General features: G+C 50.9%; 15 protein-coding genes and 1 pseudogene. 9 read left to right on the top strand and 7 right to left on the bottom strand.

What is annotated here, in order from left to right:
• The first annotated feature begins 120 nt into the window (after nucleotides 1-120).
• Entirely contained in the window at nucleotides 121-726 is a 606-nt protein-coding gene (azoR, locus tag L2097_RS07270) for an FMN-dependent NADH-azoreductase (RefSeq protein WP_039076975.1), read from the top strand.
• Between the two features lie 4 nt (nucleotides 727-730).
• Here azoR and L2097_RS07275 read toward each other — a convergent pair whose 3' ends face one another.
• Both L2097_RS07275 and L2097_RS07280 read right to left on the bottom strand, forming a co-directional pair.
• A complete protein-coding gene (locus L2097_RS07275) occupies nucleotides 731-925 on the bottom strand; it encodes a YnbE family lipoprotein (protein ID WP_250352494.1) in 195 nt (64 codons plus the stop codon).
• The gene (locus tag L2097_RS07280; protein WP_250352495.1) at nucleotides 922-3,564 is read right to left on the bottom strand and encodes a YdbH family protein; all 2,643 of its coding nucleotides are present in this window, start codon (nucleotides 3,562-3,564) and stop codon (nucleotides 922-924) included. Before L2097_RS07280 ends, L2097_RS07275 begins: the two co-directional genes overlap by 4 nt.
• Nucleotides 3,565-3,772: 208 nt before the next feature.
• On the opposite strand from L2097_RS07280, the gene L2097_RS07285 reads away from it, so the two are divergent.
• Both L2097_RS07285 and hslJ read left to right on the top strand, forming a co-directional pair.
• Nucleotides 3,773-4,762: a 2-hydroxyacid dehydrogenase gene (locus tag L2097_RS07285; RefSeq protein ID WP_250352496.1), complete on the top strand. Its 990-nt coding sequence runs from the start codon at nucleotides 3,773-3,775 to the stop codon at nucleotides 4,760-4,762.
• A 112-nt stretch (nucleotides 4,763-4,874) separates the two neighbouring features.
• Entirely contained in the window at nucleotides 4,875-5,303 is a 429-nt protein-coding gene (gene hslJ / locus L2097_RS07290; protein ID WP_229222201.1) for a heat shock protein HslJ, read from the top strand.
• Here the strand turns inward: hslJ and L2097_RS07295 are convergent.
• The 3 genes from L2097_RS07295 to L2097_RS07305 form a co-directional block, all read right to left on the bottom strand.
• Nucleotides 5,297-5,563 carry a putative hemolysin gene (locus tag L2097_RS07295; RefSeq protein ID WP_250352497.1) on the bottom strand — a complete coding sequence of 89 codons (267 nt, stop codon included), beginning with the start codon at nucleotides 5,561-5,563 and terminating at the stop codon, nucleotides 5,297-5,299. The two genes, hslJ and L2097_RS07295, sit on opposite strands and share 7 nt — an antisense overlap.
• Before the next feature lie 296 nt (nucleotides 5,564-5,859).
• A complete protein-coding gene (locus L2097_RS07300; protein ID WP_047370444.1) occupies nucleotides 5,860-6,066 on the bottom strand; it encodes a hypothetical protein in 207 nt (68 codons plus the stop codon).
• 232 nt (nucleotides 6,067-6,298) lie between these two features.
• Complete coding sequence (locus tag L2097_RS07305) at nucleotides 6,299-6,769, bottom strand: Hsp20 family protein (protein ID WP_047370445.1); 471 nt, start codon at nucleotides 6,767-6,769, stop codon at nucleotides 6,299-6,301.
• Between the two features lie 549 nt (nucleotides 6,770-7,318).
• Here L2097_RS07305 and nifJ point away from each other — a divergent pair.
• The 4 genes from nifJ (at nucleotide 7,319) to L2097_RS07325 (ending at nucleotide 12,630) form a co-directional block, all read left to right on the top strand.
• Nucleotides 7,319-10,843, top strand: a complete 3,525-nt coding sequence (gene nifJ, locus L2097_RS07310) for a pyruvate:ferredoxin (flavodoxin) oxidoreductase (protein WP_250352498.1) — start codon at nucleotides 7,319-7,321, stop codon at nucleotides 10,841-10,843.
• Between the two features lie 122 nt (nucleotides 10,844-10,965).
• Nucleotides 10,966-11,178, top strand: a complete 213-nt coding sequence (locus L2097_RS07315) for a KTSC domain-containing protein (RefSeq protein WP_047370447.1) — start codon at nucleotides 10,966-10,968, stop codon at nucleotides 11,176-11,178.
• Between the two features lie 462 nt (nucleotides 11,179-11,640).
• Entirely contained in the window at nucleotides 11,641-11,736 is a 96-nt protein-coding gene (locus L2097_RS07320; RefSeq protein ID WP_142518653.1) for a YoaK family small membrane protein, read from the top strand.
• A gap of 468 nt (nucleotides 11,737-12,204) precedes the next feature.
• A complete protein-coding gene (locus L2097_RS07325) occupies nucleotides 12,205-12,630 on the top strand; it encodes a hypothetical protein (protein ID WP_250352499.1) in 426 nt (141 codons plus the stop codon).
• 344 nt (nucleotides 12,631-12,974) lie between these two features.
• Here the strand turns inward: L2097_RS07325 and L2097_RS07330 are convergent, their stop codons facing one another.
• A complete protein-coding gene (locus L2097_RS07330; protein WP_047370451.1) occupies nucleotides 12,975-13,175 on the bottom strand; it encodes a hypothetical protein in 201 nt (66 codons plus the stop codon).
• A gap of 132 nt (nucleotides 13,176-13,307) precedes the next feature.
• Here L2097_RS07330 and L2097_RS07335 point away from each other — a divergent pair.
• Together L2097_RS07335 and ttcA are read left to right on the top strand one after the other, a co-directional pair.
• Nucleotides 13,308-13,571: pseudogene (locus tag L2097_RS07335) on the top strand (tyrosine-type recombinase/integrase); the annotation flags it as partial.
• A gap of 49 nt (nucleotides 13,572-13,620) precedes the next feature.
• Nucleotides 13,621-14,556: a tRNA 2-thiocytidine(32) synthetase TtcA gene (gene ttcA / locus L2097_RS07340; RefSeq protein ID WP_047370453.1), complete on the top strand. Its 936-nt coding sequence runs from the start codon at nucleotides 13,621-13,623 to the stop codon at nucleotides 14,554-14,556.
• Between the two features lie 31 nt (nucleotides 14,557-14,587).
• On the opposite strand, the gene ynaL is transcribed toward ttcA, so the two are convergent.
• Complete coding sequence (ynaL, locus tag L2097_RS07345; protein ID WP_167337880.1) at nucleotides 14,588-14,737, bottom strand: proline-rich small protein YnaL; 150 nt, start codon at nucleotides 14,735-14,737, stop codon at nucleotides 14,588-14,590.
• Between the last annotated feature and the right edge of the window lie 202 nt (nucleotides 14,738-14,939).

Below are 14,939 nucleotides of genomic sequence, written 5' to 3' on the forward strand. Positions count from 1 at the left end.
TTGTTCAAGAAATTCGAACATAGGATTCGATATATTGCGCTATTCATGCAGCACTTTTGTGAATAGAGTGTCATACAGCAACGGGGCACGCGCCCCATATCAAATAACAAGGATACACCCATGAGCAAAGTATTAGTTCTTAAATCCAGTATTCTGGCAGGGTACTCTCAGTCTGGTCAGTTGGCTGACTATTTTGTTGATCAGTGGAAAGCAAAACACGCCGCTGATGAAATCACCGTTCGCGACCTGGCTGCAAACCCTATTCCGGTACTGGATGGCGAACTGGTTGGCGCACTGCGTCCTTCCGACGCGCCGCTGACTCCGCGTCAGCAGGAAGCGCTGGCGCTTTCTGACGAACTGATTGCGGAACTGCAGGCGCATGATGTGATTGTCATTAATGCCCCGATGTACAACTTTAACATCCCGACACAGCTGAAAAACTATTTTGACCTGGTTGCTCGTGCTGGCGTGACCTTCCGTTATACCGAGAAAGGCCCGGAAGGTCTGGTAACCGGTAAACGTGTTGTTGTTGTTTCCAGCCGTGGTGGTATCCATAAAGACACCCCGAGCGATCTGGTCGCCCCGTACCTGAAACTTTTCCTGGGCTTTATCGGTATCACTGACGTGAACTTCGTGTTCGCAGAAGGTATCGCTTACGGTCCGGAAGTGGCTACCAAAGCGCAGACCGACGCGAAAGCGGCGATCGACAGCCTGGTCGCAGCCTGAGTATTTACCCTCCTGCGCTCGCAGGAGGGTTCTGTTTCTCCAGCAGCGTCTCCACTTCCTTATCAGCTTTAATATTGATGTCATGCTCGATCTTCACATTCATATTGATGGTGATCGGCTCTTTCGGTGCAGCCACCTCAATCCGCGGCGTACAGGCAGCCAGCATCATTGTCATCGTTATTACTGGCAGCGTTTTCATTGTTTATCCTCACACTTTTTCCCATTCGCACAGGGAACCGCGGGTAACTTTGCCTTTTGTTTTAGCAGAGACTGCAGATTGTCGCCGAAGCGCAAACTGCGCCATAACTCAAAGACATTCTCTTCGTGGGCATAGTTCAGGTTCACCGTATTACTCTTTCCTTCCACAAAACTGGTGCCTTTAATGGCCGCCTTCATTTTCAATACGCCCTGACGGTCCAGATTGAGCGTCGTCCAGGAGCGTGATATCTCCATATAGCGCAACCAGTTGATTGCCGCACCGGCCGCTATATTATCTTTCACCAGAGCGTCAGCCGTGTCTTTGTCCACCCGTAAGGTCATGGGACCGGGGTTATGCAACCAGCCGTCTTTGATAATCCATGTGCTGTTGTTATCCAGCCATAAAGGTAGCGCACCGTCGAAAGGACCGGACATTGCGAACTGTTTAGGGTTAATGGCGCTGATTAACTCGCTTGATGAGATATTACGCAAGCGCAGCAGCGCCGGATCGTGTTGCGGTAAACGCAACTGACTCATCGTCACTTTTCCGCCCAGGACATCAATACTCACGTCACTCAACTGTAAGGGATTTTCTTCACTCCAGGGATAATTGCCCTGTAAATCGGCAGCAATATTGCGTGCGGTTACCTGATTGACAACTTCACCAATACGCAACGATACCGGTCTGCGCGTCCCCAGTTGCCAGTTTCCTTCGCGGTAACGAAAAGGCAGGACGAAATCGACGCCTGAGAATTGGTTATCCGGCATCCAGGCGCTGCCGCCACGCAACACGCCGTGCCCACCCGCTTCAAAGCCCTGCCCGGCGGCGGCGGAAAAGGCGACCTGAGCATAAAGAGAACCATCCAGTAAATTCATCTTCCAGTCGGGCGGAACCAAAGGCTGGAAAACCGTCAGCGACTGGCGCGGCCACCATGCCTGACCCCGCAGGCGCTCACCGTCCCAACGCCCGTTTACCCGCACCGGCCCTATTTTTTCCGCGCGTAAATCGCCTTTGAACTGGAAGATCGTCGGTTCGCTCCCTTCAACGCTAAACGTTAAGGTTGAAGGCGGCAGGATGCTCCCGCCGGTGAAGGTAGTCTTGCCGGCATCAAGGGTTAACCCGCCGCTGAAAAGCGGGTGATCCGCATCACGCAGCCAACGCACGGGTTCATTCAGCACCAGACGTGGCGAACTAACATGCATCGTGCCGTATTGTAACTGGTCAAAACCGGTAGACAAATCATTGAGTAAAATAGTTTTATCACGCCATTCGCCCCGTCCATTGACATCCCAACGGGCACTCATAGGGGTAAAATTGCCTGTCCCCCAGTAACGCCATTGCCACAGCCCATCGTCTGGCAGGAAATCGCGTGCCTGGCCGTCAAGGTGTAAAACAAAATCACCCATCGCGTTTTCATGGGCACGGAGAATGGCCTGTAACCGCCCGTCCACGCCCGCTCTGGTGACTTTGACGCCCGCCAGAGGCCAACGAACATCATCAATATTGAGTGCGTCAATCACGCGTCCACTGGAGCGCAGCAACGCGCCGGGCGTAAACGCCAGTTTCGGGTCGCTGAGCCCGCCTGTCAGGTGAGCAGGCAGCACGGCGTAGAAAATCATCTCACCCTGTTTAGCTTCGCCCGTCAGTTGCAGCGGCATATCGCTGTTTATACTATCCAGACGCCCCGGACCTATGGTGAGTACTGCGTTCCCTTTACCGGCATCGCCCTGCGTCAGGACGTTCAGGCGCCCGCTGATTTCTGCGTTCTGCAAACCATCCTGCCAGCCATCGATACGTAATCCGATGCGCCCGCTTAAGGGAAAACCCTGATAAGGCCAGTTCCAGCGCCCATCGCTAATGGTCAAACGTTCCCTTGTCGCCTGCCAGGGCAGATCCAAAATAGGTTCTGGATTGTCGCGTGCGGTAATGATCAGTTGCCCTTCGTTATTACGCCACTCCAGATCGGCATCGACCAGAAATGGTTCCGTCGGTAGCGTAAGCGTGGTGCTGGCATGACCATTAACCGGGAGGCCATCAGGTACATTTGGCAGGATAAACTCGCCTCCCAGCGTGACGGGCGGTTCGCCCTCGATCAGACGCAACTGCATTTGCGTCAGCGTGAGCAACTGTCCGCGCAGACGGGCCCCGAAGGAAACCTGCGCGCCGTCATAGTGGATCACCTGAACCTCTTCGGATAACGCCAGCGAGATTTTCCCTTGCCACTCCTGCCAGGGCGAGACGGTGAAGCGGTCAATATCAACCCACGTTTTAGGCAGCATGGATTGCCATTCTGCCAGGGTTGTCGGCGCACCCGGAGACGGTTCCGTATCGGGAAGTTTTGCCAGACAGGCCGTGTTGATGTCCAACGACCCTATTTCGAGCTTCCAGCGGCTCGGATGCGTCAGGTGCGCATTTTTGACCAGCGCCAGAGGGCAATCCTCAATCAGATAATGCAGATCAGGGATTTCCAACGAATGGCGGGTAAAACGTGGGCTGTCTTCAAAAACAATACGCGTACCGGCTGGTAGCCAGATGCCTGCGAGCGTGGGCACCCAATACGCGAGCGTAAGCAGCAGCGTCAGCGGCAGCAAAATAAACAGCAGTAGCAGTGCGATTGCGGCTTTGTATTTACCCTTCATGGGCAGTTAATATCCTGATTTTGCGTATAATTAAGCCGATTCTGGCCATTATTGTGGCATGTTTAGCCTGACAGGTGAAGTCGTTGCCCATTTTAAGCGTAGATGTTTTAAACTGTTTTATATGTCTCTGTTTATCAAATATTTTTTAGTATTTACACGATTATTTTAATCATGCTAATGTGGTGACAAATCTAATGGAGAAAGTCTTATGAAACTCGCGGTATACAGCACAAAGCAATACGATAAAAAGTATTTGCAGCACGTAAACGAGCATTTCGGCTACGAGATTGAATTTTTCGACTTTCTACTTACCGAGAAAACGGCAAAAACGGCTAATGGCTGCGAGGGCGTCTGCATTTTTGTTAATGATGACGGCAGTCGCCCGGTCCTGGAAGAGCTGAAAAAGCATGGCGTGAAATTCATCGCGCTACGTTGTGCCGGTTTCAATAACGTCGACCTGGATGCGGCAAAAGAGTTAGGACTAAAAGTCGTGCGTGTTCCGGCTTATTCTCCCGAAGCCGTGGCAGAGCATGCTGTCGGTATGATGATGGCGTTGAACCGCCGCATTCACCGCGCTTATCAGCGTACCCGTGACGCCAACTTCTCTCTGGAAGGTCTGACGGGCTTTACTATGCATGGTAAAACGGCCGGTGTTATTGGTACCGGGAAAATTGGCGTCGCCGCTTTGCGCATCCTGAAAGGTTTCGGTATGCGTCTGCTGGCATTTGATCCTTACCCGAGCGCTGCTGCACTTGAGTTAGGCGTAGAATATGTCGACCTCACGACCCTCTTTACTGAGTCCGATGTTATCTCTCTGCACTGCCCACTGACGCCGGAGAACTACCACCTGCTTAACCACGCAGCCTTCGATCAAATGAAGGATGGCGTCATGATCGTGAACACCAGCCGTGGCGGTCTGATTGATTCACAAGCGGCAATTGAGGCACTGAAAAACCAGAAAATCGGTTCGCTGGGAATGGATGTGTACGAAAACGAACGCGATCTCTTCTTTGAAGACAAGTCGAACGACGTCATTCAGGATGATATTTTCCGTCGCCTGTCGGCATGTCATAACGTGCTCTTTACCGGGCATCAGGCATTTTTGACGGCAGAAGCGCTGATCAGTATTTCTGAAACCACACTGGATAATCTGCGTCAGCTTGAGAACGGCGAAACCTGTCCTAACGCGCTGGTGTAAACGCTGTGGTTCCCTTCCTGCGAAGGGAACCCTTTAAGACAATTCCTGCCAATATCAGATTACCGCAGTCTGTTACTATCCTGCCGTTATGTTGATTTTCTTTGAGGACCAGATGAAAAGGATCATTACCCTGTTAGCCTTTGGCGCGCTGCTATCCGGTTGCGTAAGTCACGGCGTGAGCAAAAATTCAGTAAACGAAACACAGCTTGCACAGCACCGCTTCGTGCTGGAAACAGTAAACGGACAAGCCGTCGATAAGGGCGAGCATCCGGCAGAAATCCATTTTGACGCTAAAATGCTTGTCTCTGGCAGCATGTGCAATCGCTTTACGGGTCAGGGGAAATTATCCGAAGGCACGCTGACGGTGAAAAAGATGGCGATGACGCGGATGATGTGTGCTGATGCCCAGCGCAACGCGCTGGACAATGTCATCGGTAAAATGCTCAGTGAAGGTGCGCAGGTCGATCTTACCGATGGCCAGCTTACGCTGACAACCGCCGATCAAACCTTGATTTACACCCAGGCAGACCAGGCTCAGTAAGCGCCACAACTTCCGGCGGCAAGCGACTGTTCGCTACAACGTTTGCCGTTAGGTAGCGCGCACATCCCGATAGCAGATCCATCCAGTTGACGTGCGACAGACAATGACCCACCGATCATTGCGCAATTCGCCTCGCCGCTGCTGGACATGGACGCGCGTAATCCCGGCGCCACATGTGCGGCCGTTGCCTGCTGTACGGGTTCATTGCTGCATGCAGAGAGTAATAACACAGCACACCCTACCCAAAACGCTGAACGCATTTCTCATCCCCCAATGATTTAGCAAAACCTAAGCATCATAGGCAGCACAGCGCGGTACGTCGAGAGCGCAACCGCACCTTTATGCGTTCTGGAAACATTTTGATGCTATTTTTTTGCGCAAACGCAAAATAGTAAACCGCAATGCGTTGGCCAACGGCATGGCTGACAGGTTCTGGAGATAAAAAAACGATTCAGATTTATGTGCTGCGTAGTGGGACGATCGTGCGCGATTGGTCAAGTCGGAAATAAAAAACCTGTCAGAGGGACAGGTTCTCTAAGACTTTTTACACACGCGTTCAGCGATGTGCCTTACGGAAGAACTGTTCCATTGATTCTCTGACATGTTCATCAGGATTTTCGGCAATATCACCCTCCCCGGATGAATGTCGGACGACATTATTGTGCCCCTGCAAAAGAACTGGAGGCTGTTCTGTGTAAGCTGCGGCCGAACCCAATGACAAAATCAGTAAAAACCACGCCGTTCTTAACGTCTTACCCATCATCAATGACCCTGTATGTTGGTAACATGCAGCGGCTATATTGCTGGAGCAAAAGTAAAAAGTTGTATGCGATGTTTAAACGTATCCAGGAAGCTGTGAACAACTGCATGGGCGGAAAAATTCTGCGGGCGAAACAGCACCGGCGGATTCGCGTTAATTGCGCGGCCTATCTGGCGTCCGCCTGCATAAAAGGCCCGCCTGAGCGGGCCTGTGACAGGCAAAATATTAACGGAAATTATTCAGCTTGATGCTCAATCACTTTTTGGCTGTTCTCAATGGCGATTTTCCGCGGTTTTTCATGTTCAGGAATATCCTGATAGATAGTCACTTCTAAAAGCCCGCTTTCCAGTTTTGCATTACTGACCTTCGCATGCTCTGGTAACGAGAAACTTAAACGAAAATCGGAACGACGTATGCCTCGGTAAATCCACCCTTGTTCATCCTGGGAGTCATTAACAGCACGTTTACCCGAGATATGGAGAGTGCCGCCCACGGTTTCGATTTCAAGCTCGTCTTCTTTCCAGCCTGGAACGCTTACGTTTAGGAGATAGTTATTTTCATCAACTTTTTTCAGGTCATAGGCGGGTAACGCCGAAACAGGCGAATCCCCGGTTAACTGACTAAAAAGTTTATCGATACGGTTGAAACGGTCAGCAAAGACAGAATCAGAAAAGCCCGGAAGTGCTGACAAGGTTCTGAGTGCCATAAATTAACCTCCTGAATGTTGGATTCAAAAGTTCAAGTTAAAGGCAAGCCTGGCTTGTCCGCTGATTAAAATAAGCACTGAAAACCGTTTTTCAAGGGCTCAAAAAAAATTTTTTTCCCTGCTGTGCGTCACAGGGATTCACATAACCCCCTGCAAAACGAAGTAGTGCTACTCACGGGAAAATGGCGATAACAAAATTGCGCTATTTTCCGGGTGAATGAACATAACACGACACGCTCAAGTGGTTACCACCAGAGCCCGAACGACTGAATAGAATACATTTATCAGGCTGATAACTGCCGCCAGAGCCCATGAGATCAAAAACCTCCGGCCTCTGGCTGTCTATACTGACGTAAAGCATGGCGAAGAGGGGCAACTGGAATGGGAAAAGGACAAACCACGAGCCCCTGAAAACGAAGCGAAGAGACACCTGAATAAACCCGATAAATCTATTAAATAAAAAATGCCTGTAACTGCGCTGATCCAGCGAGTCGCAATGCACGCATAACGTCGCTTTAAAACTGACATTTAAGCAATGAGAGTTTCCATATGATCACTATTGACGGTAATGGCGCGGTCGCTTCGGTGGCGTTCCGCACCAGTGAAGTTATCGCCATCTATCCCATTACGCCAAGCTCAACCATGGCTGAGCAGGCAGATGCCTGGGCCGGAAATGGGCTCAGTAACGTTTGGGGTGATACGCCACGCGTTGTGGAGATGCAATCAGAAGCCGGGGCTATTGCTGCGGTACACGGTGCGCTGCAGACGGGCGCCCTCTCCACCTCCTTTACCTCGTCGCAGGGTCTGTTACTGATGATCCCGACGCTGTATAAACTCGCCGGTCAGCTCACACCGTTCGTATTACACGTAGCGGCCCGTACGGTTGCCACTCATGCGCTCTCTATATTTGGCGATCATTCTGATGTGATGGCCGTCAGACAGACTGGCTGTGCGATGCTCTGTGCGGGTAGTGTTCAGGAAGCGCAGGACTTTGCGCTGATTTCACATATCGCGACGTTGAAAAGCCGTGTGCCGTTTATTCATTTCTTTGATGGCTTCCGAACCTCGCACGAAATCAACAAGATTGTACCGCTCTCTGACGACACGATCCGCGCCCTGATGCCGCAGGACGATATTGATGCCCACCGTTCACGCGCGCTTAATCCGGAACACCCGGTCATTCGCGGTACCTCCGCCAACCCGGATACCTTTTTCCAGTCGCGCGAAGCAACCAACCCCTGGTACAACGCCGTCTATAACCACGTTGAGCAGGCTATGGATGCGTTTGCAACCGCCACCGGACGTCAGTACAAACCGTTTGAATATTACGGACATCCTCAGGCTGAGCGCGTTATTATCCTGATGGGGTCGGCGATTGGTACCTGTGAAGAGGTCGTCGATGAACTGCTCACCCGTGGTGAGAAAGTCGGCGTACTGAAAGTGCGTTTGTTCCGCCCGTTCAGCGCACAGCATCTGCTTTCCGTCTTACCGGAGTCGGTAAAAACTATTGCCGTACTCGATCGCACAAAAGAGCCGGGCGCACTGGCTGAACCCCTCTATCTGGACGTGATGACCGCACTCGCAGAAGCCTTTAACCATGGTGAACGTGAAACGCTGCCCCGCGTTATCGGTGGACGCTACGGCTTGTCATCCAAAGAGTTTGGCCCGGATTGTGTATTGGCCGTCTTCAATGAGTTGCGTGCCAGCAAACCTAAACCGCGTTTTACCGTCGGCATTTATGATGACGTGACAAACCTGTCGCTGCCCTTGCCGGAAAACACGTTGCCCTCAACATCCCGGCTGGAAGCCCTGTTTTATGGACTTGGTAGTGACGGAAGTGTTTCGGCCACCAAGAACAACATCAAAATTATCGGTAATTCAACCCCATGGTATTCGCAGGGGTATTTTGTTTACGACTCCAAAAAAGCGGGCGGCCTGACAGTGTCGCACCTGCGCGTCAGTGAACATCCGATTCGTTCGGCTTATCTGGTATCACAGGCGGATTTCGTTGGCTGCCATCAATTGCAATTTATTGATAAATACCAAATGGCGGAGCGCCTGAAACCCGGCGGCATTTTCCTGCTCAATACCCCGTACAATGCGGACGAAGTGTGGGATCGACTGCCGCAGGAAGTCCAGGCCGTGCTGAACCAGAAGCAAGCCCATTTCTACGTCATTAACGCAGCGAAAATTGCCCGCGAATGTGGACTGGCCGCGCGTATCAACACGGTTATGCAGATGGCCTTCTTCCATCTGACCCGGATCCTGCCGGGTGACAGCGCGCTGGCAGAGTTGCAGGGCGCAATTGCAAAAAGTTACAGCAATAAAGGTCAGGAACTGGTTGAACGCAACTGGCAGGCGCTGGCGATGGCGCGCGAATCGCTGTTTGAAGTTCCGTTGCAGCAGGTAAATCCTGCCAGCGCGCACCGTCCGCCGGTGGTCTCCGATGCCGCACCCGATTTTGTCAAAACCGTCACAGCCGCCATGCTGGCAGGCCTGGGCGACGCCCTGCCCGTCTCTGCGCTGCCGCCAGACGGCACCTGGCCGATGGGGACCACGCGCTGGGAGAAACGCAATATCGCCGAAGAGATCCCTGTCTGGAAAGAGGAACTCTGTACGCAATGTAACCACTGCGTTGCGGCCTGCCCGCATTCAGCTATTCGCGCCAAAGTCGTTTCACCGGAGGCGATGGAACATGCCCCGGCAAGTCTGCATTCGCTGGATGTAAAATCCCGCGATATGCGCGGCCAGAAGTATGTATTACAGGTAGCGCCAGAGGATTGCACCGGCTGCAACCTGTGCGTCGAAGTTTGCCCGGCCAAAGATCGTCAGAACCCGGACATTAAAGCCATCAATATGATGTCGCGTCTGGAGCACGTAGAAGAAGAGAAAGTGAATTTCGATTACTTCCTCAATCTGCCGGAAATTGACCGCAGCAAACTGGAACGTATCGATATTCGTACCTCGCAGCTTATCAGCCCACTGTTCGAATATTCCGGTGCCTGTTCCGGCTGTGGTGAAACACCGTATATCAAGCTGCTGACCCAGCTTTATGGCGATCGTATGCTGATAGCTAACGCTACCGGTTGTTCGTCGATTTATGGCGGTAACTTACCTTCCACGCCGTATACCACCGATGCGGCAGGACGTGGCCCGGCATGGGCAAACTCCCTGTTTGAGGATAACGCCGAGTTTGGTCTGGGCTTCCGCCTGACCGTCGATCAGCACCGCAAACGCGTGATGCGCCTGCTGGAACAATTCTCCGGGCGCATTCCGGGCGAACTCAATGATGCGTTGCATGCCGACGCGACTCCGGAAGTGCGTCGTGAACAGGTTGCTGCGCTGCGTCAGGCGCTGGCCGGTGTCGAGGAAGCCAAAGCGTTGTTGACCGATGCCGATGCGCTGGTTGAGAAATCTATCTGGCTGATTGGCGGTGACGGCTGGGCCTATGACATAGGCTTTGGCGGCCTCGATCATGTGTTGAGCCTGACCGAGAACGTCAACATCCTTGTGCTGGATACCCAGTGTTATTCCAACACCGGTGGTCAGGCATCGAAAGCCACGCCGCTTGGTGCAGTCACCAAGTTTGGCGAACATGGCAAGCGTAAGGCACGTAAGGATCTTGGCGTCAGCATGATGATGTACGGTCATGTTTATGTTGCGCAGATTTCACTTGGCGCGCAGCTCAACCAGACGGTCAAAGCGATTCAGGAGGCAGAAGCCTATCCTGGCCCGTCGTTGATCATTGCCTATAGTCCCTGCGAGGAACATGGCTATGACCTGGCGTTAAGTCATGATCAGATGCGTCAACTCACGGCAACCGGCTTCTGGCCACTTTATCGCTTCGACCCGCGCCGTGCGGATGAAGGCAAATTGCCGCTGGCACTCGATTCCCGTCCGCCGTCCGATGCGCTGGCCGAAACGCTGCTCAACGAGCAACGTTTCAGACGCCTCAACGCCCAGCAACCGGAGGTGGCAGAACAACTCTGGAAAGATGCCGCCGCCGATTTGCAAAAACGTTATGACTTCCTCGCCCAAATGGCGGGTAAATCGGAAAAAAGTTCGACAGAATAATGGGATAAGCCGAACAAAAAGCCTGCATATTTGCAGGCTTTTTGTTTCTGTGCGTCTTGCAACAGACCGCGCATCTGGTGGATGATAGACCTTCCCCGCGCCGAGTTGTAAAGGACACCCGCATGCGACACCATCCCGTAAAATCCTCCCGTATTGCGTCCATTGGCTATGATGAGCGCACAAATACGCTGGAAGTCCGCTTTAATGATAAAAGCGCATTGCAGTACCACGGCGTGCCGGAAAGAATTTTCACCGTATTTCTGACGGTTGTATCAAAAGGCCGCTACTACGACGGCGTAGTAAAAGGCAAATTCCCGGAACAGAAAGTGGTCTGAAGGACGGGCATTTCCTCACAATACCTGCAAGAAACTCGCCTGTTCACTGAAAATCCTGCCATAACAGACATCGCTGATATAAAACTGTCAAATAACTCAGCCATACTCATGTTCAGACCTGAACCACTGTCTGACTATTCCTTCGCAATTGAGAACAATTGAATGAAATTAAGCAGAACTCGCCGCACGATGCAGATTCACTGGAGCCTGCAACGCCAACGCGAAAATCAATGGAAGAAGTTCAGCCTTGTGCTGACTAACCGCAGATCCTGAGTAACTGTCCTTGTCCGCCGTTATGTGCTCAACGTAACGGCAATACTCTTTCCCCTTATGTCTAAAACAGTTATCCAGGCAATGGTCGGTAAGCAATATTCCGCTTTTCGCGTGATAACATTTGCACAGTCGATCCGCTTTGGGTAATGTTCTCTCCTGCTTTTTCACCTCAAGCATTAGAGAACAGTTATGAGAGTGGGTATTGCTTTCCCTATCATCGTATTTATCGTCGCAGTCGCGTTTCTCAGCTGGTTTATCATTGGTGGCTACGCTACGCCGGGCTAATAGCGGCAGGCCTGAAAACTTCTCTCGTGGAAGCCGCGAATCAGATACTCCTCGTCCTCCCGCCAGCAGGAACAGCGCCGTCAGCATAATGCCGGCTGCGATGGTCGTTGTTGCATTTTTCTTCGATAGAAATAGTCCGTATTCACGAACCAGCTGATTGCCGGTATCTGCTTTTTAACCAGCAAAGATGGCTTTAATAAAATCCCTCCTGGAGCATTCGCCGAAGTTACTTGACAGACAGACCTGAACGAAATACTCCCTACGCGCGAGCACAGGCAGCACCGGGTAGATTGGCTGTTTAATAATTACGTATGTTGAATATTGGTTGATGGTTATACCTCAATCAGCTGTCATACAATCATTGCCGATGTCCATGAGCTGGCAGTTCGAAATTACCATCCCAACCGTTCTAATAATATTTGATACTTAACACTGATTAATCAATTCATTCTCATTTAACGGGGGGTTATGAAACGTTCAATTGTCCTTGCATCACTATTATTTTTCATTTCGCACACAGCAAACGCAAATCAAGATTTATGTAACACATATAAATTCAAGCCATTAGGAGAGCCGGATCCAGAATCGAGAAAATGCTGGAATTTCAGTGAGATGTTCTCTGTAAGGGTGATAATTGATGGCGTAAATTTTGTTCCGCAAGTAATTGGTTTGTTCATGACACAAACGTCAACGATGAAACACGGAGATGAGATTACATCTCTGACTCTTCAGGTACTAAAAAACACTGACATTTATACCGTACGCTTCCATACACAACATAATGATCAAAACGTTAATTGGGAGGACAGAATGCAACCGGGTGAGGATCGTACAATGAATGTGGATGGACACCTGGTTAGAATTCTGTTTGTTCGCCAGGTCCGAAATAAATAATGCTCATTTCGTTATCGGAATCGCATATTAAGAGACTTTCCTAATACTCATACTCCAACGACCAGGTTGGTTGGACTTGTTGTCATGAGTCGGGGCTTTGGCTGCTGCCGGATAGTTTAACCAGCGCGCTACGACAGAAAAGCGTATCCAGCTTAAAAAATACAGCGCCAGGTAAATTTTGGTGATAGGTGTTTTCCTTTTGGATGTGTCTGTCGCAAAAGAAGACCGCCCGGTAAAGCGCAATGCCTCAGACTCACGACCGAAGGATATCGGCAGGCTACGCACAGGCGGCATAATAAAAAAACCCCGCTACCGCGAGGCTACAGTTGATAAAAATGTCAGCATCAGGACACTTTTAAAGCATCATCTATTGCATCAGCGAGAGCTTTAATTTGCTGTGCAACATGCTGCATTTCTCTATCTGTTTTGCATGCCGCAGCTGCGTCATAGCGCCCAACAGATACCTTTGCAATTTCTAAGGCTGCTTTTACGACTTCTGCGCGATTATTCTCTTCGCTTGTCTTCGATATATAGTTGGCAAGCATTACAACCTCCTTTTCATAAACACGTCCGTAGAATAGTCTTAAGATTTATCCGAATAAAGCGTGATCAGAGGTATTCGCCGAATAACTACCATTTTTCGCAGTGTTTGCGCCTATGTCCAAAACGAAAAATGGCGCCCAAAACCTTGCTACTCATTGAGCAGTATTGGCACTCACTGGAACTCTGCTGTAAAACGTGCTGGCATTCGTCGCCGCAATCCGTACCATACACGGCACACTTTCGCATGCTGGTTGTTGTCTGCAGGCGCTAACCCGTCTTTTATTGCTAATCAGATGGGGCACGATAATGCGCAGATGGTGTATGAAATCTATGCTACATGGATTGAAGAAATGAATAACGAGCAGGTGGCAATGCTGAATTCAACGCTGGTACTTTAAAGTCCATTTGCCCCACCAGTGCCCCATTTGATATTTGAGTAACTAATAAATGTCGCAAAATCAAGATATTACCAAGAAAGAACAATACAATCTGAACAAGCTGCAAAAACGCCTGCGTCGTAATGTGGGCGAAGCGATTGCCGATTTCAATATGATCGAAGAAGGCGATCGCATCATGGTCTGTCTTTCCGGCGGCAAAGACAGCTATACCATGCTGGAAATCCTGCGCAACCTGCAACAAAGCGCGCCTGTTAATTTCAGCCTTGTGGCGGTAAACCTCGATCAGAAGCAACCGGGTTTTCCGGAGCACATTCTGCCAGCCTACCTGGACCAGCAGGGTGTTGAATATAAGATCGTAGAAGAGAACACCTACGGGATCGTAAAAGATAAAATTCCGGAAGGGAAAACCACCTGTTCACTCTGCTCACGCCTGCGTCGTGGCATTTTGTACCGTACGGCCACCGAACTGGGTGCCACAAAAATCGCGCTGGGCCATCATCGTGACGACATTTTGCAAACGTTATTCCTGAACATGTTCTATGGCGGCAAAATGAAAGGCATGCCGCCTAAGCTCATGAGCGATGACGGTAAGCATATTGTGATTCGCCCGCTCGCTTACTGTCGCGAAAAAGATATCGAACGTTTTGCTGAAGCGAAAGCCTTCCCTATCATTCCCTGCAACCTGTGCGGTTCACAACCGAATCTGCAACGTCAGGTTATCGCCGACATGCTGCGCGACTGGGATAAACGTTATCCCGGACGTATTGAGACGATGTTTAGCGCGATGCAGAACGTGGTGCCTTCACACCTGAGTGATACCACGCTGTTTGATTTCAAATCCATTCATCACGGCTCTGCGGTGGTCGATGGCGGCGATCTCGCGTTCGATCGTGAAGAAATCCCCTTACAACCGGCTGGCTGGCAGCCTGATGAAGACGAGGGAGCCTTCACGGCCAACCGTCTCGACATCCTCGAAATCAAATAAACCAACAGCCCTCTTCGAAAGAGGGCTTTTTTTATCTGTGCGGCGGCGGATCGATAATCGGTCGTGGATCCGGGTCGAATGGCGGGTCGGGGATGGGCTGTGGTTTTGGTATAGGGTCGGGCACCGGAACCGGATCTGTTGGAATCGGGTCGCTCATCTGCAGTCGGGTTAATGTACGCATTTTCGCCTCCTTTTTCGCGTTGCCATTCTTTAAGGGTAGACCGGACAAACTGAGAGGCAAAAAAAAGCCGACTCTTATAAGTCGGCGTCGTACGAATCAATTGTGCTATGCAGTAATTCAAAAAAGGAAGTAAGACAATATGGAGCGCAACGCCCATCGCTTGACGTTGCATTCACCTGCGAGTGCAATATTGCACTGGTTG

The organism is Citrobacter sp. MNAZ 1397, from assembly GCF_023613995.1.
Taxonomy (GTDB): domain Bacteria; phylum Pseudomonadota; class Gammaproteobacteria; order Enterobacterales; family Enterobacteriaceae; genus Phytobacter; species Phytobacter ursingii.